This is a genomic window from Cytobacillus mangrovibacter, from assembly GCF_042865275.1.
GTDB lineage: Bacteria > Bacillota > Bacilli > Bacillales > Cytobacillaceae > Cytobacillus > Cytobacillus mangrovibacter.
The window spans coordinates 403881-422238 of sequence record NZ_JBIACJ010000002.1; the positions used below are offsets into that span (position 1 = coordinate 403881).

At 36.5% G+C, this 18358-nt stretch carries 23 protein-coding genes; 19 read left to right on the forward strand and 4 right to left on the reverse strand.

What is annotated here, in order from left to right:
• Positions 1-12 precede the first annotated feature (12 nt).
• From ACFYKT_RS05395 to ACFYKT_RS05420, 6 genes are all read left to right on the forward strand, one after another.
• On the forward strand, positions 13-1113 hold the full coding sequence (locus ACFYKT_RS05395; protein WP_389217055.1) for a toxic anion resistance protein: 1101 nt from the start codon (positions 13-15) through the stop codon (positions 1111-1113).
• An 85-nt stretch (positions 1114-1198) separates the two neighbouring features.
• Positions 1199-1816 (forward strand): TerD family protein, encoded by a 618-nt coding sequence (locus tag ACFYKT_RS05400; protein ID WP_389216529.1) that lies wholly within the window; start codon positions 1199-1201, stop codon positions 1814-1816.
• A 275-nt stretch (positions 1817-2091) separates the two neighbouring features.
• Positions 2092-2793 (forward strand): anthrax toxin lethal factor-related metalloendopeptidase, encoded by a 702-nt coding sequence (locus tag ACFYKT_RS05405; protein ID WP_389216531.1) that lies wholly within the window; start codon positions 2092-2094, stop codon positions 2791-2793.
• 70 nt (positions 2794-2863) lie between these two features.
• Positions 2864-3658: a thymidylate synthase gene (locus ACFYKT_RS05410; protein WP_389216534.1), complete on the forward strand. Its 795-nt coding sequence runs from the start codon at positions 2864-2866 to the stop codon at positions 3656-3658.
• Entirely contained in the window at positions 3655-4140 is a 486-nt protein-coding gene (locus ACFYKT_RS05415) for a dihydrofolate reductase (RefSeq protein WP_389216537.1), read from the forward strand. Before ACFYKT_RS05410 ends, ACFYKT_RS05415 begins: the two co-directional genes overlap by 4 nt.
• Positions 4141-4246: 106 nt before the next feature.
• Entirely contained in the window at positions 4247-4978 is a 732-nt protein-coding gene (locus ACFYKT_RS05420; RefSeq protein WP_389216540.1) for a lysophospholipid acyltransferase family protein, read from the forward strand.
• Positions 4979-5281: 303 nt separating this feature from the next.
• Here ACFYKT_RS05420 and ACFYKT_RS05425 read toward each other — a convergent pair whose 3' ends face one another.
• On the reverse strand, positions 5282-5518 hold the full coding sequence (locus ACFYKT_RS05425; RefSeq protein WP_389216543.1) for a hypothetical protein: 237 nt from the start codon (positions 5516-5518) through the stop codon (positions 5282-5284).
• Between the two features lie 185 nt (positions 5519-5703).
• Between ACFYKT_RS05425 and ilvA the strand changes: the two genes are divergently transcribed.
• The 4 genes from ilvA to ACFYKT_RS05445 all read left to right on the forward strand — a co-directional run bounded on the left by ilvA (position 5704) and on the right by ACFYKT_RS05445 (position 8572).
• Positions 5704-6972 carry a threonine ammonia-lyase IlvA gene (ilvA, locus tag ACFYKT_RS05430; protein ID WP_389216546.1) on the forward strand — a complete coding sequence of 423 codons (1269 nt, stop codon included), beginning with the start codon at positions 5704-5706 and terminating at the stop codon, positions 6970-6972.
• 218 nt (positions 6973-7190) lie between these two features.
• The gene (locus tag ACFYKT_RS05435; RefSeq protein WP_389216549.1) at positions 7191-7388 is read left to right on the forward strand and encodes a twin-arginine translocase TatA/TatE family subunit; all 198 of its coding nucleotides are present in this window, start codon (positions 7191-7193) and stop codon (positions 7386-7388) included.
• An 82-nt stretch (positions 7389-7470) separates the two neighbouring features.
• Positions 7471-8229 carry a twin-arginine translocase subunit TatC gene (tatC, locus tag ACFYKT_RS05440; RefSeq protein WP_389216551.1) on the forward strand — a complete coding sequence of 253 codons (759 nt, stop codon included), beginning with the start codon at positions 7471-7473 and terminating at the stop codon, positions 8227-8229.
• Positions 8230-8320: 91 nt separating this feature from the next.
• Positions 8321-8572, forward strand: a complete 252-nt coding sequence (locus ACFYKT_RS05445) for a DUF2535 family protein (RefSeq protein WP_389216554.1) — start codon at positions 8321-8323, stop codon at positions 8570-8572.
• 86 nt (positions 8573-8658) lie between these two features.
• Here ACFYKT_RS05445 and ACFYKT_RS05450 read toward each other — a convergent pair whose 3' ends face one another.
• Positions 8659-9168, reverse strand: a complete 510-nt coding sequence (locus ACFYKT_RS05450) for a PCYCGC motif-containing (lipo)protein (protein ID WP_389216557.1) — start codon at positions 9166-9168, stop codon at positions 8659-8661.
• A 204-nt stretch (positions 9169-9372) separates the two neighbouring features.
• Here ACFYKT_RS05450 and ACFYKT_RS05455 point away from each other — a divergent pair, with 204 nt between their 5' ends.
• The 5 genes from ACFYKT_RS05455 to ACFYKT_RS05475 all read left to right on the forward strand — a co-directional run bounded on the left by ACFYKT_RS05455 (position 9373) and on the right by ACFYKT_RS05475 (position 14332).
• Positions 9373-10989 (forward strand): ATP-binding protein, encoded by a 1617-nt coding sequence (locus tag ACFYKT_RS05455; RefSeq protein ID WP_389216560.1) that lies wholly within the window; start codon positions 9373-9375, stop codon positions 10987-10989.
• A gap of 74 nt (positions 10990-11063) precedes the next feature.
• On the forward strand, positions 11064-12044 hold the full coding sequence (locus ACFYKT_RS05460; protein ID WP_389216562.1) for a nucleoside hydrolase: 981 nt from the start codon (positions 11064-11066) through the stop codon (positions 12042-12044).
• Positions 12045-12158: 114 nt separating this feature from the next.
• On the forward strand, positions 12159-12737 hold the full coding sequence (locus ACFYKT_RS05465; RefSeq protein WP_389216565.1) for an SCO family protein: 579 nt from the start codon (positions 12159-12161) through the stop codon (positions 12735-12737).
• Positions 12738-12914: 177 nt separating this feature from the next.
• A complete protein-coding gene (locus tag ACFYKT_RS05470; RefSeq protein ID WP_389216568.1) occupies positions 12915-13745 on the forward strand; it encodes an SGNH/GDSL hydrolase family protein in 831 nt (276 codons plus the stop codon).
• Between the two features lie 2 nt (positions 13746-13747).
• Positions 13748-14332: a YpmS family protein gene (locus ACFYKT_RS05475; protein WP_389216571.1), complete on the forward strand. Its 585-nt coding sequence runs from the start codon at positions 13748-13750 to the stop codon at positions 14330-14332.
• Between the two features lie 26 nt (positions 14333-14358).
• Here ACFYKT_RS05475 and ACFYKT_RS05480 read toward each other — a convergent pair whose 3' ends face one another.
• Complete coding sequence (locus ACFYKT_RS05480) at positions 14359-15123, reverse strand: DUF4397 domain-containing protein (RefSeq protein ID WP_389216573.1); 765 nt, start codon at positions 15121-15123, stop codon at positions 14359-14361.
• A gap of 325 nt (positions 15124-15448) precedes the next feature.
• Between ACFYKT_RS05480 and rsgA the strand changes: the two genes are divergently transcribed.
• The 4 genes from rsgA to ACFYKT_RS05500 all read left to right on the forward strand — a co-directional run bounded on the left by rsgA (position 15449) and on the right by ACFYKT_RS05500 (position 18191).
• Positions 15449-16513 (forward strand): ribosome small subunit-dependent GTPase A, encoded by a 1065-nt coding sequence (gene rsgA, locus ACFYKT_RS05485; RefSeq protein WP_389216576.1) that lies wholly within the window; start codon positions 15449-15451, stop codon positions 16511-16513.
• Between the two features lie 228 nt (positions 16514-16741).
• Positions 16742-16909 carry a YjcZ family sporulation protein gene (locus ACFYKT_RS05490; RefSeq protein ID WP_389217058.1) on the forward strand — a complete coding sequence of 56 codons (168 nt, stop codon included), beginning with the start codon at positions 16742-16744 and terminating at the stop codon, positions 16907-16909.
• Between the two features lie 234 nt (positions 16910-17143).
• Positions 17144-17365 carry a YozE family protein gene (locus tag ACFYKT_RS05495; RefSeq protein WP_389216580.1) on the forward strand — a complete coding sequence of 74 codons (222 nt, stop codon included), beginning with the start codon at positions 17144-17146 and terminating at the stop codon, positions 17363-17365.
• A gap of 118 nt (positions 17366-17483) precedes the next feature.
• The gene (locus ACFYKT_RS05500; protein ID WP_389216583.1) at positions 17484-18191 is read left to right on the forward strand and encodes a hypothetical protein; all 708 of its coding nucleotides are present in this window, start codon (positions 17484-17486) and stop codon (positions 18189-18191) included.
• On the opposite strand, the gene ACFYKT_RS05505 is transcribed toward ACFYKT_RS05500, so the two are convergent.
• Entirely contained in the window at positions 18188-18358 is a 171-nt protein-coding gene (locus ACFYKT_RS05505; protein ID WP_389216586.1) for a hypothetical protein, read from the reverse strand. The two genes, ACFYKT_RS05500 and ACFYKT_RS05505, sit on opposite strands and share 4 nt — an antisense overlap.

The window sequence follows — 18358 nt, forward strand, 5'->3', positions numbered from 1 at the left end:
GCGATGAATCAAATGCAGCAAACAAATCTTGAACTTACATTAAATAAAGCTTCAGAAGACAAGCTTTCAGAAGCAACTGTCTCTGAAATAAAGCTGGCACTTCGCCAAGATCCTGAAGTGCAGAATCTAGCACGTGCAATCGATGAAAGGGATCAAATTCAGATTCTCGAATTTGGTAAAGAACCCGCGACCCAAATTTCCCGTTTCTCTGATCAAATTTTGAGTAATATGAGAACAACAAAGGTAGAAGATTCAGGGGAACTTTTGAAGCAGCTTGGCCGAATTATGGATAAGTTTGATAAAAAGGATTTTGAAAAGACATCAGGTGGACTATTCGGTAAACTATTCAAAAAAGGCGAGAAGCTCATTGATAAGCTTTTTGGAAAATACCAGACAATGGGTCAAGAAATTGATAAGGTGTATGTAGAAATCTCGAAATATCAAAATGAGATGGTTGACTCCACTACCATGCTTGATCAAATGTATGAACAAAACTACCAATATTACTTAACACTTGAAAAATATGCGGTTGCTGGACAAATGAAGGCAGATGACTTAAAAGCTAATCAGCTGCCACAGCTCGAATCGCGCTCAGCAGCTGGTGACCAAATGGCATCTATGCAGCTGGACACCCTACGGAATGCCATTGATTTACTTGAGCAGCGTGTGTATGATCTCGAGATGGCCAAGATGGTTTCCTTGCAGACTGCTCCACAGATTCGCCTTCTGCAAAGAGGGAATACAAAGCTCATTGGGAAAATTAACTCAGCATTTGTTACGACCATTCCAATTTTCAAGAATGGGTTAATCCAAGCTGTCGCAGCAAAAAGACAGAAGCTTGTTGCTGACTCGATGAATGAGCTTGATCGACGAACAAATGAAATGCTTCTCCGCAATGCTCAAAATATCTCTACTCAAAGTGCGGATATTGCTAGAATTGCAGGAAGTCCAAGCATTAAGATCGAAACGATTGAAGAATCTTGGAACATTATTATCAAAGGCATGCAGGAAACAAAGGCCATTGAAGATGAGAATAAACGCATGCGTGAAGAAGGCACAAGAAGATTAGAGCAGCTTCAGGATAACTTCAAGAAAATTAAGCAGCAAGGCTAATAGACATTCAGTCTTTTGCCGTTTGTTTAAATAAATACTAAAGTAGTAGAAATTTGCTACACTAAAACTTTATGAGGTGAAAATAATGGCTATTAACTTACAAAAAGGGCAACGTGTTGATCTAACAAAAGGAAATCCAGGACTTTCAAAAATCATGGTTGGCTTAGGCTGGGATCCTGTCCAAAGTCGCGGAGGTGGCGGTGGATTACTTGGTTCACTGTTCGGCGGCGGAGGCGGCGGGGCGAATATCGACTGTGATGCTTCTGTAATTATGCTTGGTGAAAATGGGAAAATAAGAAATAATAGTGATGTTATTTACTTTGGCAATCTAAAGAGTCAAGATGGAAGTATCCAGCATACAGGAGACAACTTAACAGGCGATGGAGATGGCGACGATGAGCAGGTACTTGTCGATTTAAGCCGTGTGCCTTCTCAAGTTCATAAGCTTGTGTTTGTTGTAAACATTTATGATTGTGTGAAGCGTAAGCAGCATTTCGGTATGATCCAAAATGCTTTCATCCGTATTGTAAACTCAGCTAATAATCAAGAAATTATTCACTTTAACCTAACAGATAATTATAGTGGCCAAACATGCTTAGTTGTTGGGGAAATATACCGTCATGGGAACGAATGGAAATTCGCGGCAGTTGGAACAGGAACATCAGCACCAGGCTTAGGTGATGTTGTACGTTCATTCTCTTAATACTTTGGCTTTGTTAATCTATGTATAATGAACCATTTGTGTAAACAAAAGCAGGGACCAGATACTTTTATCTGAGTCCCATTTTTTATGTGTGAAAATATCTGGCCGGTCCGATTAATTGAACAATTTCATTCGTCCTATTTTTGGTTAACCTCCTATATTCTTCTAGATAACTATCATCCTATGAGAGAATCTCACATGATATAATAAATATATTCTATTAAAACTTCGGCAATTACACATAACCTCTATGAATGACAAAAGGGGCACTTCTAATGCGAAAACCATTCTTATTTTTATTTATCCTGACCATTTCTCTTGCATTAATGGGCAGCTCTCAAGCAGCAATGGGCGGTATCTTATTGAAGGATTATCCTAGTCATTCGCTTTTAAAAAAATCACTTGTTCTTAACTCTTCCAACCTGTTAGGGAGCATCATTCTTCTGCCGACCGACCCTTTTGATGAGCAAGAAGCAGTGCAAATTATTTCTCGAGTAGATAATTTGCCGTTTTCCTTATTATCAAAAGTAGGAGAAGAAAATATTAAACTCAAACTTTTCATTGGCAGATTGACAGATAATCCGACTGCAGCACATCTTGAAGGAGTCATTCCAAGAGGATATAAGAGTGGAACGACATGGGATGATGTTCCAGGCATCGGAGGATCCAAAGTCGTCCTAGTTAAGATTGGCTTCAGTGAGAAGGGAAGAGGTCATGGTTCAGTTAATTTAGAACTCCATGAGTTGGCACATTCTATTGATCGTTATGTCTTTAATGGCGTTCGGAATAACCGAAAATTCCAAGCCATTTGGAACAAGGAAAAAGCGATATTATTCCCTGGTCAGGATTATTTCTTAGCCTTTCCTGAAGAGTATTTTGCTGAAACATTTGCCATGTATTTTCTTGGTGGCGATTCACGTAATCTATTGAAAAATAAGGCGCCTGAGACCTATCATTTTATCAAAAGTTTAAAGTAGATGAAGGTATGTTGTTCCCCCTCCTAATTTGATACAATAAAAACAATGTGAAAATAAAGGTTGGGTTGAAATGAAACAATATTTAGAGCTATGCAAGCATGTGCTTGAAAATGGAGTGAAAAAGGAAGATCGAACAGGGACGGGTACGATCAGCACATTTGGTTATCAAATGCGTTTTGATTTAGCAGAAGGTTTCCCGCTCTTGACAACTAAGAAATTGCATTTGCGATCAATCATTTATGAATTGCTTTGGTTTTTAAATGGAGATACAAATGTCAAATATCTTCAAGATAATGGGGTAAGAATATGGAATGAATGGGCCGATGAAAACGGAGAGCTAGGTCCAGTATACGGCCATCAATGGCGTTCATGGACTGGTGCGGATGGGAACACGATTGATCAGATCAGTGAGCTTATTCAGCAAATAAAGACAAATCCTGATTCAAGACGGATGATCGTGAATGCATGGAATGTAGGGGATATTGATAAAATGGCTTTGCCGCCATGCCATTGCCTATTTCAATTTTATGTTGCAGATGGGAAGCTATCATGCCAGCTCTATCAGCGATCAGCAGACGTTTTTCTTGGTGTTCCATTCAATATCGCTTCCTATGCACTGCTTACTCTCATGATTGCACAGGTTTGTGATTTGGAGCCGGGCGAATTTATCCATACATTTGGAGATACGCATATCTATCAAAATCATTTCGAACAAATTCAGCTTCAGCTAAGCCGTGAGCCACGGGCACTGCCAAAATTGAGAATCAATCCAAAAGCAAAGGATCTATTCGGTTTTCAGTTTGAGGACTTTGTCTTAGAAGAGTATGACCCACATCCACATATTAAAGGAGTGGTAAGTGTATGATTTCACTCATGTGGGCAATGGATAATAACCGTGTGATTGGTTATAAGAATCAGCTTCCCTGGCATCTTCCAGAGGATTTAAAGTTTTTTAAGAGAATGACGATGGGGCATCCTATTGCTATGGGCAGAAAAACATGGGATTCCATTGGACGGCCGCTGCCTGGAAGGGAAAACATCGTCATCACCCGTAATCCTGAATTCACTTGTGAAGGATGCACGGTGTTGAATTCAATTGATGCCCTTCTTGAATATAGCAGGCAAAGAGACGATGAAATTTTTGTGATCGGCGGGGCAGAAATTTTCAAGCTCATTTTGCCTCATTCGGACAAGCTTTATTTAACTCGTATATACGATGAGTTTGAAGGAGATACTTTTTTTCCAGAGCTACAAATGGAGGATTGGTCCCTGCTTTCGCAGGAAAAAGGGATTAAAGATGAGAAAAATCCTTATGATTATGAATTTGAAATTTACAAGAGAAAATAGACATTTTTCATGCAGCCTGTTTTAGGGCTGCTATTTTTCTCTTATCTAGTTATCATGACTAATCTATTATATAATGAAAAAGTACAGATAGATTGGGAGGAACAGCATGATTCGATTAATCGCATTTTTAGTATATATGATGGGCTATTTAGTTTATAGCTTACCAACCTTAACAAAAATGAAGAAGCTAAATCCTGAAATGCCAGTTTCTGAAAGGGATCAACTCATTCATCAAACACCTAATAAATGGTCAAGTACGATTATGAAAATTACAGGCTCAACGGTGGAAGTGAAAGGGCAGGAATTCTTGCCTGATGGACCAGTCGTATTCGTATGTAATCATGAAGGAGATTTTGATATTCCTGTTTTATTGGCTTCTATCAATAAACCGTTTGGGTTTATTTCAAAAGTAGAAGTGAAAAAGGCACCAATCATCTCATCGTGGATGGAAGTGATGAACTGTGTCTTTATTGATCGGAAGGATCGGAGAAGTGCAGTTCAATCGATTCGTGATGGAGTAGAGAAATTAAAGAATGGGCATTCCATTGTTATTTTTCCTGAGGGGACAAGAAGCAAGGGCGGACCAATTGGTGAGTTTAAGGCAGGTGGCTTGCGGCTAGCAAAGGATGCTGGAGTGCCAATCGTACCAATTGGCATAAAAGGCACAGCTGATATTTTTGAAAAGAATAACCGGCTCGTTCGTCCGGCGAATGTTCAAATTAATATTTGTCAGCCGATTGAACATGAGAAGATAGTGGCGAAGGATATGAAGGATATTGCAGCGGATGTTAGAAAGATTATTATTGAAAGTTTCGAGAAAGAAAGAATCGCTTCTTAATATTGAACAATGGCTCACTAAAGTCAAAAGACTCCTGATCAGAACAGGAGTCTTTTCTTTTGCTACATTGGAAATTAGATAATCCGATGTTGTGGATAACGTTGTGACGAGTTAGTCTACGTTCAGCTCCAGCGCCTACCCCCGAAGTACAGGACTTACTAGTGTCGACAATGCGACAGGACGTCGCGTTTTTGTCGACCTCGAGGTCACAAGCCAAGCCTCACTAAAAAGGTAAAGGACACCTTTTTAGTGAGGCTCGTCTTGTGCTTGTCGGGGGTGATCAAGGCGCTTACGCATTTGTTCTTAGTAGCTTGGATTAACTAAATAATTTGTCAGCTCGTTCAGCATCCCTTGAAACTCATTCGGGTCACAAAATTCCTCAGGAGAAAAATTACTCTTTACCCATTGGATTAATTCATGAGGTGTATTGAAAAACTCTCCGCTTGAATCACTTTTTCGAATCATATAGCGCCCATTATCCTCATCTAAAGTTACTTCAACTGGTAAAGCACAGTCGAGACTGCATAATGAAAATTCCATTTCTCCACCTCCCGGGAATAATTTAAATCAGATTTTTCTAAATCTTCTATTATTATATAACAAATTTCCTCTTTGTTGTTCAAATAAATATCGGAAAAATTGAAATTTTTAAATTATATGATTGAAAACGAAATTTCACATGGTATAATGAACAAATTATAACGGATAAGAAAAGAGGGTGACAGATGGAACAGAAAGTTATGAAGAAAAAATGGGTGCAGTTGGAGGAGATTTTAATTGCATACCAGCAATTAAAGGATATCGTTGCCCATACACCATTGCAAAAAAATGAATATCTATCGGAAAAATACGAATGCAATCTCTTTCTAAAAAGGGAAGATTTACAGCATGTCCGATCATTTAAACTTCGAGGAGCCTATTATGCTGTAAAATCCTTAAGTGATGCAGAAGTCAAAAATGGGGTTGTCTGTGCAAGTGCAGGCAATCATGCACAAGGTGTTGCCTATGCTTGCCGCCATTTAGGCGTCCACGGGAAAATCTATATGCCAACAACAACACCTAGACAAAAGGTTAGTCAGGTTGAAATGTTTGGCAGGGGATTTGTTGAGATTATATTAGTTGGGGATACATTTGATGATTCCTATGAAAAGGCAATAAATTGTGCAAATGCAGAAAAGAGCGTATTTATCCATCCATTTGATGATGAGAGAGTGATTGCTGGGCAAGGCACCGTTGCAGTTGAAGTATTAAACGATTGCGAGGAACCTGTTGATTATATCTTTGCAAGTATTGGCGGCGGAGGCTTGCTTGCAGGTATTAGTACATATGTAAAAAGTGTGTCGCCAAATACAAAAATGATCGGTGTCGAGCCTGCTGGAGCAGCTTCGATGCAAACATCTTTACAGAATGGAGCTGTAACCACCTTAAATAAGATTGACAAGTTTGTAGATGGTGCAGCAGTTAAAAGTGTTGGAGAAAAGACTTTTGACATCTGCCAGGAGCTTGTTGATGATATTTTGCTCGTTCCTGAGGGAAAGGTTTGCACAACCATTCTTGACCTGTATAACAAGCACGCAATTGTTGCAGAGCCTGCAGGTGCATTGCCAATTGCTGCATTAGATTTTTATAAGAATGAAATCAAAGGGAAAAATATTGTATGTGTCATAAGCGGTGGAAATAATGATATTGGACGGATGCAGGAAATGAAGGAGCGCTCCTTATTATATGAAGGACTTCTTTGTTATTTTATTGTTAATTTTCCACAGCGTGCAGGGGCATTGCGCGAGTTTCTTGATGAAGTGCTCGGGCAAACAGATGATATTATCCGTTTCGAATATACGAAAAAGAATAATAAAGAAAATGGCCCAGCTTTGGTAGGAATTGAATTGAAAAATAGAGAGGATCACGCAAGTCTCATTCAACGTATGGACAAAAAGGGATTTTCCTATACTGAAATAAATAAAGACAGTAACCTTTTCCATTTGCTTGTTTAGGGTGATTAGGGGTAATATTGTATTTGTAAGTAGGGTTTATTGTGAATTGGCGGGGGAATTACGATATTTCACATTAGAAATGAAAAAAGTCACATAATATAAAAAATGTTTTTTTTGTGAACTTAGTATGAATTTTATTATTCTTTTCCCACAAGGAGCATTTAAACCATTATAATGAAACTAGATTTACTAGTAAGTACTTTGAGGAGGATGTTTTTATGCTTTCAAACATCGGTGTTCCTGGATTAATATTAATTCTTGTATTAGCATTAATTATATTTGGTCCAAAAAAATTACCTGAAATTGGTCGTGCTTTTGGGCAAACACTTAGGGAATTCAAAAAATCTACACGTGAATTAACAAGTGATGTCATGGAAGAATTTGAAGAGGACGATAAGAAAAAAACTATTAAATAAGGTGCAAGATATATGTCTTGCCCTTTTTTTATCGTTTGTAGTTTGAACTATATTTTTGACTTGAAATTGGCAGGAGAAAATTATGGGAGATAAAGAACTGAATTTAATTGACCATTTAGATGAATTAAGGAAAAGGCTTATTATATCAGTAGGTGCTTTTTTAGTATTTTTTGTAGTAGGATTTATTTATGTAGAAGATATCTACAAATGGTTTGTTCGTGATCTCGATGTTAAATTAATCGTACTTGGTCCGAGCGATATTATTTGGGTATACTTTATGATTGCATCTGTAATTGCCATTGCAGGGACAATACCGGTTCTAGCGATACAGATTTGGTTATTTGTAAAGCCTGCATTAAAACCAATTGAGCGAAGGATTTCACTATCTTATATTCCAGCCCTTTTTATCTTATTTATTATTGGTTTATGTTTTGGCTATTTTGTTATTTTTCCAACCGTTCTAGGCTTTCTTGTTGAATTGGGCGGACAAATGTTAGCAACGAATTTTACAGCAGATAAATATTTCCGTTTTATCATGAATATGACAATTCCATTTGGTGTCCTATTTGAATTGCCAGTGGTTATTATGTTCTTAACATCTCTAGGGATAGTTAATCCATATGCACTGCAGAAAATTAGAAAATATGCATATTTTGTTCTGATTGTTATTTCTATTGTCATCTCACCGCCAGACTTTATGTCAGATATTTTAGTCGCTATTCCATTGCTGTTTTTATATGAAATCAGTATTAATTTATCGAAGATTGTCTACCGACGTAAATTGAAGAAAGAAAAGGAATGGCAAGAGAGCGGCGAGTATGATTTAGTGGAAGAAGATTAGAAAAAATTTTTATCAGCTACATTTTCAGACACTTTTCTATCTTTATTTGGGTTATACTATAGTCAATCGGGTGAAAAAGAGGATTGATATTTTGCTATTCAAAAGCCTAGAGTTCAAAAATGCTGTTGGACAGAAGGTAAAGATTACAGAAATTCCTGTATTGAACAAAAATAGCCCATATTATTTCATGATTCAAGTCCGTTTGCGTGTCTTTATTAGAATAGTTAATGAGGACAAAAAAAGTAACAGAAGCTACTCATTTAGGGAGTATCTTAAGCAGGTTTTAAAATGGCCTGACTATATACAGTTATTTAAGACTCCTGAATTAAAGAACAACGCTTAAAGTATCGGTTAATTACCGGTACTTTTTTTTGCTGGCAATAAACAAAATAAGCCTGAGCTGTTTTTCGCTCAGGCTTACAAAGAATCTTATGCAGGAAAAGGTGTGCTTGTTGGATCTGCATATCCTTCTTTATATTTCTCATCAATATATTGTCGTATTTCTTTCATTGATTTTCCTTCATTATATAAATTGATACTTTCTGCTGCAGTATCTAGACATGTACCACATCTTGTTCCGTGGTCATCCCAGACGACTTCCCCATTTTCTTTGTTCTCATAAATAAAGCAATCATAATTATCTTTATGTGCAGCAGAGTCTTTACAGCCACAATAACAAGGAATATATTCTAAAAGGTCCTGATAGTCACCGACAGCTGCGTAAACCATTTGTATTTGTTCGTGTTTGTCATTTAAAAATGTTGGTGCTGTTTCAAGTGAAGCTGTTAACTCTCTTAAATCACCATTTTCTGCATGGAAGGAATGTTCATTTTCTTCATTTCCAGGGTTGGCTGTTTCCTTCTCTGCAGAAGAACAAGCAGATAACAATAGTAATATTGTAGCAATAGAAAGGAAATACATGCTTATCGTTTTCTTCATTCAATCACCTGTTTTCTAAATAATATTTGCTTCATAAATATAATAGCATAATTATAGCTTTTCATTTTGTAAAATGGATCACAAATGGAAAGGGATAGTAGCAAATGTGCTAAAATCGTAAAAATTTATGCATTTGAAGGAATTTTGTCCATTGTTGTCGAATGAAAAGTCTAAAAAGAGGAAAAAGGATACGGTGAATGGAAGATGATGGAACAATTTAACAACTTGCCTTTGTTCAGAAAGATATTATTATTCTCCTTTTTTATTAGCTTAATACTTGTTGTCTCTACTGCTGGGATCAGCCTTATCATTCAAACAAAGCAAATGGAACAGCAGCTAAGATTCCGCATCATTGAACTTTCTTCAGTATGGGGGACAACCATTGATGTGGAGGACATCAAAAAAGTAAGTATGAACAAAGAACACAGCAATCCTTCTTTTCAAAAATTAAAACAAAGTCTTACACTATTAAGTGAAAAGGCTCCATATACTAACGGTTCCATCATTGCTCCAGAGATTTCTAAAGAGGATGAAGTCTTTATTCTTGTTAGCTCAGACAACCAGAAAGAGTTAGGGATTGAATCCTTTTCTACCTTCCAAACCGAGAATACATTCTTAAAAGGATTTAATGAAGCAATTTTTAAACAGAGTGTAACGTCAAGCAGCATATACCGCGGGAAATCAGGTCTATGGATTGCCGCTTTTGTTCCGATTATGGATCATGAAGGCAAGATTGCAGGCATACTAAGTTTAAATATTGATGCGAAAATTATTGAAAAATATCAAAATGAGATTACTCTATATCTCATTGGCATTTTTTTGATCATAATTATTTTTGTTTATTTTATTTTAAGAAGAGGGTTGGAGAAGGTATTAAATCCGGTTAATGAGATTATTTCTGGATTTAATGAAGTTAGTAATGGGAATTTTTCTGTGCGTTTAAAGTCCTCTGATCAGAATGAGCTGGGTATTTTGGTTGAACGTTTTAATAATATGACAGATAAGCTGTCAGTGCTGTTTGAGCGATTATCAGCAACCTCTGAAGAATTTGGAACAGGGAATGGGAAGGTGGCTCCAATACATAGGTTTGAAGATGCGATTGGTGAAATGGAACAAATCCTACAGAAGTCAAAAGTTCAACGTGAGCTGCAAAGAGCTGAGAAAATGAATGCGATTGGGCAATTGGCTGCTTCTGTTGCCCATGAAATTAGAAATCCAATGACTGTTGTAAAAGGATTTCTGCAAATCTTCTTGGCAAAGGAACAGATGAGTGATGAAGAGCGCATGTATATTCGACTCATGATTGAAGAAATGAATAGAGCAGAAACAATCATTAATGATTATCTGTCACTAGCAAAGCCTGACATTGAGCATTTAGAGATGGTGGATGCTAGTGAACTAGCTTCAAAAGTAATGGATTTAATGAATTCATATGCGATGATGTCGAAGAATATTAAATTAGAGACCGTTTTACATAAAGGAGTGCATATTAAATGCAATCCAAGTGAATTAAAGCAAGTTTTAATAAATATCGTGAAAAATGGAATTGAAGCAATGAGAGATGGCGGAAATTTAAGTATCTACATCTATAAGGAAAAGGGATATGGGGTTATTGAAATAGGTGATACAGGCATTGGAATGTCTGATGTAGAGCTAGAAAGGCTTGGAACTGCCTTCTATTCCTTAAAAGAAAAAGGGACAGGCATGGGGATGATGGTCTGCTATCAGATCATTGAGAGAATGAAAGGGAAAATTGAAGTGAAGAGCCAAGTCGGAAGAGGAACGATATTTAAAATTTATGTTCCATTAGCTGAAATTTGATTGCTTCTAATTCGTAAAATATGCCATTTCCTTATTCTACCTTGAATAGGATATATTAGGGAGGATGGTAGAAGATGAAAATGAAAAATGTCCTTATTTTCAGCGACTTTGGCATTGATGATGTTGTTGCGGTTATTTTCGCACTCTTTGCCAAAGAAATAAATACAGTGGGCATTGTCGCGGACTATGGCAATGTATCAAAGGAGGATGCATTAAGGAATGCAGCTTTCTTACAGGAGATCATTGGAGTAAAGAATATTCCAACTTTTGGCGGTGCTGAACTGCCTTTGACAGGTGAAAAGCCTATTTATTACCCTGAAGTTCATGGGTTTGAAGGGCTTGGCCCAATCGATCCTAGTCTTGAAGTGAATCCTGATCTATTTGAGAATTTTAACGAGATTAAAGATTTGATTGAACAATATGAAGATAATTTAATCATTGTAAATATAGGAAGGCTATCTTCTTTAGCAACGGCGTTTATTTTATATCCTAATCTAATGAAAAAAGTGAGTGACTTTTACATTATGGGTGGTGCATTTAATGTTCCAGGAAATGTGACGCCTATTGCCGAGGCTAATTTTTATGGGGATCCGTATGCAGCAAAAATCCTCATTAATGAGGCGCCGAAGAAAATTCATATTATTCCGTTAGATGTAACAATGTCCGCCATCATTACCCCAGCTATTCTCGAATCTCTTCAAACACTTTATGAATCAACACAAAACAAAATAGGTTTAATTGTTAAGCCAATGGTTGATTATTACTATTCGTTTTATCAAAAAACGAATCCAGGGATTAGTGGCAGTCCTTTACATGATGTATTTACGTTATGGGCTCTATTGGATGAAGCTGATGTTGTATATAAGGAAGTTCCCGTTCAGGTTGTTGTGGATCAGGGAATTGCTTTTGGAGAAAGCATTGGCGATTTCAGAAAGGCACCTGATTTAGAATCAAAAGATTACCGAATTCACAAAGTGGCTATTCAGTTTAATTATGCCACATTCATTAAGTCTTTTTATGATATTATGAAAAATATGAATAATAATAAGCATTAATCATTCGTTTATGAATTGAAAGGGTGTTCACAAGTTTGTCACCGTTTTTTCTTTCTTCTTTCTTATACGTCTGCTAAAATTAGTGACGTATATGAATAGGAGCGGATGATAAAAATGAAAACACGAATGATCATAATAATAAGTATCCTTACAGTACTTCTTCTATCAGCATGCAGCAAGGGTGAATTAAAGGATGCAAAAAATTGGCCGGTCCCTGACTTTAACTATACTGACCAAAATAATAAATCATTTGGTTTGTCAGATCTTAAAGGCAAGGTTTGGGTAGCAGACTTCATCTGGACAAATTGTCCAGACGTATGTATGCCAATGACATTTAATATGGCCAAATTACAAAAGATGGCGAAGGACGAAGAGATTGAAAATATTGAATTTGTTTCATTTAGTGTTGATCCAACTGTTGATACTCCCGAAGTGTTAACAAAGTACAGTGAGTACAATCATGCGGATTTAAAGAACTGGCATTTTCTAACGGGATATGAGCAGAAGGAAATTGAAACGTTTGCTATGGAACATTTCAAAACTATTGTACAAAAACCTGAAAATGATGACTATGTGATCCATCAATCTTATTTTTATTTAGTTAATCAAGAAGGGAAAATTCAAGAGATATATAGTGGATTTGAAGATGTCCCATATGAAGAAATAATCGATGATATTAAAACATTACAATAGACCGTTTTTATAGGTCTATTTTTTTTCCTAACAATGCGGATTATTGTTAACTAATTATACGGATGTAGATCGAATCGTCATGTTATTAGGTGAACGTGTTATAATAATCTATACAAAGAGTGAAATAACCCCCACAGCAAGAGTGCTCATTTTTTTGAAAAAGGCGGGTGAAAAACAATGAAAAAGATACTCTCGATATCCGTACTATGTACCATATTATTAGCATCATGCAGTACACAGGCCTCTATTAGCGAGAGCATTAACCAACCGAAGGAAGTCGCATTGATGGCAAAAGAGATGGTGCCAGAGGACTTTATTCCAAAAGATATCACCATTGTTTCTGTGGGTGATTCATTAACGCAAGGGGTTGGAGATAGTACGAATCGAGGTGGCTATGTGCCATATCTTGAAGCGTTACTTGAAGAAGATAAAGGGATAAATGATGCGACTTTTTATAATTTTGGGATAAAAGGGAATCGATCAGACCAGCTTCTTGATAAACTGGAATCTAAAAAGGTTAAGGCAGCAGTTAAAGAAGCAGAGTTTGTCATTGTAACAATTGGCGGGAATGATGTCATGAAGGTCGTACGAGATCATTTCTCAAACTTAAATCTTAAAGCATTTGCTCAACAGAAAAAAGTCTATGAAAAGAATTTAAAAGCTGTATTAAAGAAAGTCCGTGACCTAAATCCAAATAGCAGCATCGTACTAGTAGGCTTGTACAATCCATTTTTCAAATGGTTTGCTGATGTAAGAGAAATTAATGAAATTATTAATGATTGGAATCAAACAAGCCAGGACACTTTAATGAAATATCCAAATACTTATTTTGTAGAAGTGGCTGATCTCTTTAATAAGAGCAGCGAGAATCTGCTTTTTACTGATTATTTTCATCCCAATGATAAAGGCTATGAGCTAATCGCCAATCGGGTATTTGAAACAATAAATGAGGAAGAGCTAGAACAGCATTCAGCAAATCAGCTTACAGCTAAAAACAAGGAGAATTAAAATTGAAGGATCAAAAATGGAAAAAGCTATTTTTCCTCTTGTTAGGGGTAATTGTTGCTTGTATAGTGGTGTTATTTGTATTAATGAATATCCCAGCAACAGATAAAGAGTATATTTTAGAAAATATTAAAGAAGAGAATTACGTCCCTTTTAAGATACAAACTGACAAACAGGATTTGAACAAACTGATCAATCATTACTTGAAGAAGGAAGGATTGACAGGTGGAATTGACTATCAAGTTATTTTAAATGAAGAAGTAGAGCTTTATGGTTTGATACCAGTATTCAGTCAGGATATCCAGCTAAAGCTTACTTTTGAACCTCGAATTCTAGATAATGGAGATATTGAACTTCAGCAGAAATCCATTTCAGTTGGACAGCTTCAATTGCCTGTATCGTTTGTTCTAAAATTAATTGAGGATAAATATAAACTTCCAGAAGGGGTGACTATTCACCCTGGTGAAGAAAGAATCTATGTTTCACTACAAAAAATGAAGTTGAAAAGTGATGTCAAGGTGAAGGTTGATGAATTCAATTTAAAGACGGATGATATTCGCTTTAGTTTATTTGTTCCTGTAAAGGATTGAAAAAGGCGTGACGAAAGTCAAGCCTTTCATCCTAATATTAATATGGCTTCAAGCTCAGGGTCATCTGTCACAGAACCTACGATTAGAATAGAATAAATTTTGTTTTTCTCTAATTTCAATTGAGGTATGGAAAGTGCGATATTATTGGATCCTGCCACTCTAGCTTCAAGATCGACGGTCATTGGAAAAAGCCCAAGATAACTAGTGAATTTTCTAAATGAGATATTTGAAAAGATGATATCTCTATTTTTTACAGCAATGTCAACTGCAGGAGTGTCACTTGATAAATGAATAAATCTTATCTTTGTTTCCCCATGTGGTACATGCGGTTCGTCTTCAAGTACGACCCATTTTAGATTTTTTACAACTCCCGTGGCGATGAATGTATAACACTTCCCTTGTGCAATGATTATTTTTCTACTAAGAATAGTTGAAACCATTGTACCAGCTGGATAGATATCGACTTGGTATTTTCCAGTTGGAAGTGTTAAGTAGTCGCTTACTTCTTTATAGGGCAAGTCCTTTAACACTTTTATGCTATTAACATAAATATCAACATTTGATGCATCAGTGGAAGCATGAATGAAGCGTACTTTAGCAGGGTACATAGCCCCGTTAGGCTGCGGCAGCGAATTTGTCCGCATGGAATGTGCAGCTAAATGGATGTATTTTAAGTGTTTTTGATAATAAGCGATATGTTTATTAGGATCTGAATACTTATAGTAATTAGCTAATAAGTCATATATCCCTGCTTTCTGAAAGTGATGGTGCTGATCTTTATTTTCAGACATACCTCTCGCTCCTATCTAGATGGTATACTTTAGTAACATATGCATCCAGATATAGGTCGGTGTCATGAGTATTTAAAAAGGCTTTACTTTTGGCTGTATATTCCATATAATATAATTAAATCATTGGAAGGTGGGTGAAGTGTAATGAGTATTTCATTAATTGTTTATACGTTAATTGTAGATAACACTTGCACAGCCCAAATCCATTCCGTTTGATATTGTAGAATTCTGTTTGTTTTCTATGCTTATTAAACCATGGGCTGTGTAGCCTATGGTTTTTTTGTTGTATTCAAAAATAATAAAATATAGCATGGAGGAACAAACATTGAATTTACAATCATTTGGTTATAACGATTTTTTTGAAAAAGCATTTGAACAATATAAAGAATTAGGGTACACGGTTGGTCGTATTGCCCTTGAACATAAAAGAATGTATCGGGTCTGGACAGAAGAGGATGAACTATTGTGTGAAGTGTCCGGTAAGTTTTCCTTTATAGCTGCTTCAAGAGATGATTACCCAGCAGTAGGGGATTGGGTTGTGATTAAGACGAGAGAAGGAGAGAACCGCGGTACTATTCATGCTGTCCTGCCTAGAAAGAGTAAGTTCTCGAGAAAGGCAGCAGGGACAAATACAGAAGAACAAATTGTTGCAGCAAATGTGGATACTATTTTTCTCGTCAATTCTCTTAATGATGATCTAAATTTACGTCGAATAGAGAGATATTTGCTCCTTTCTTGGGAAAGTGGTGCAAATCCAGTAATCGTCCTAACAAAAGCTGATCTATGCAGTGAGTTAGAAGCGAAAGTAGCTGAGGTTGAAGCGATTGCGATGGGAGTACCCGTTATTTCTGTCAGTGTTCTTGGTGAAGGCGGGCTTGATGGACTACAGCCATTTCTTCTGCCAGGAAAAACAATAGCACTTCTTGGTTCTTCAGGTGTTGGAAAATCAACAATGACTAATTACCTTCTAGGGGATGAGAAGCAAAAGGTTCAGACCATTCGTGAAGATGATGCCAAGGGAAGACATACAACGACACATCGGGAATTAATATTGCTGCCTCAAGGAACAGTTTTGATTGATACTCCAGGAATGCGAGAGCTTCAGCTATGGGATAGCGATAACGGGCTGGCTGAAAGTTTCACAGATATTGAAGCACTGGCTGATGAGTGTAAATTTAGGGATTGTGGACATGATAATGAGCCTGGCTGTGCAATTATTCAAGCCATTGAAAATGGGCTGTTTGACAAAAATCGTCTAACTAGCTATAAAAAGCTCCAAAGAGAGCTTGCTTATCTTGAGAGAAAACAGGATAAACGTGCGCAGACAGAGGAGAAAAAACGCTGGAAGAATATAAGTGTTGAAATGAAACAAAAATACAAAAAAGTATAGATTTAGATTTGGAGCCTCTTCGACCTGAAGAGGCTCAATTAATGTTAAGAATTAGTGCATTACATTCGCTTTCAATACTCAGCTTTAATTCCTTTATTCCTACAAATCACTTCTCCGCAAATTGAACTTTTCCAATTTAAATGGGCAAATACCCGTACAGGTCAAGCACCTATTACATAATTTAATATGGAAAATGCCCTAAAAATGATGAGGAGTGAATTTTTTATGATGCAATATGGATATGGCTGTGGTTTTGATCCTTGCTTTTCAGGTTATAGTTATCCGGTAGCTGGAACTTGTGGAGGAACTGGCGGATTCTCAAATGGTTTTGCTTTGATCGTCGTGTTGTTTATTCTGTTAATTATTATTGGTGCAAGCTGCTACGGTGAGTGGTAATTAAAATAGTTGAGAACAGCGAACTGCCTCCTACATAGGAGGCAGTTTTTTTGGCGGGAAAATTTTAATTAGAAAATAGTGCAAGCTCTACATATTAGATTTAGAGGACATAATGGTTGAAGCGTTGCTATGGACGAATACATTAGTTACCGCTATAGTATACGATATAAAATAATTTCAATTGAACCGATCAATCGTTAATTAACGATCATTCTAATAAAGGCAGGGATATTTATGGCAAAGACCTTCTACCACTTCTTGATGAAATTTCGTCATCCCAATCCGAAAGACTCTATCAGTATGTTTGCTAATCATGCATACGAAGACCACAGCTTTCCAAAGATTTCAATAGATTACCATGAAATCAGCTCGTATTTAGAGTTAAACGGCTCTTATATGGAGAATATGGCCGTATTTGATGAGGCTTGGGATATTTATTTAATGACTGAAGGGTAAGATGCATTCATTCTTCTTTTTAAAAACTGAATCCCCTACACCGGAGCGATTTTTCGTTTGCCTGCATATACTAATGTATAAAAGAACTCACGACTGAATTCTTGAGAGGATGGAGGAAATGAGCGATCGAAAAAAATCAAAGTATAATATCGGTGATACAGTCGTGATCACGATGTATGGGACAGTTGGGAAAATCACGGATGTAAAATGGCTAGATGGTATGTACGTATATGAGGTAAATAAAAGTGAAGGGCTATATATGGAATCCAGTCTTCAAATGTTATCTGAATATGAAGGGGAAGTACTGGAGAAAGAACATATTGATATAGAATATAAATACTTCTTCGGTGATTTAGTGCAAGTGAAGGGCTATGGTTCGGATCTTTTCAAGATTATTGGATTTAGAACTGAAATTTGGCGTTATAAAGAGGATGCTTGGGAAGATGTGATTTACGAGCTTTCAAGAATTAATGATGCAGAATGGCTAGAAGCTGGAGAAGAAGAATTAACCCTTGTTGCTGATGCGGAAAGTGCTGATGCCTTTATCAAAAAGCTTGGTCTCCTTTATTTGATCAATAAAAAGGAAAAGCTTACTGAACGGAAGGAATCAAAAGAACAAAAAGGAAACACTTTCCGGAGGGCAGAAAAGGAATTGCTTTCAAGTTTAAAAGAAAAAAGATTATTAATTGATGGGTTGCTAGATATATATAATGACTACCGAATTTTATATGAAATGTTTCATGATGAGGAATATAAGCATATTATGCGTGTGATTGTAAGAAAGCTGAAACAAATTGTTAATAATGACGGAAAAAGTATGGTTTAAATAAGGCCAATAAACTGTATCATTATATATGCGATGAAAGGTATTCCCAACCATAATATAAGCTTAAATAAGCTGGATAAAAATCGGCTATATATGTCAAGGACCATACTCTCATCCTTATTCACATCTTCTTTGAATTCTGCTACTAGTCTAGAGATACCAGTCAT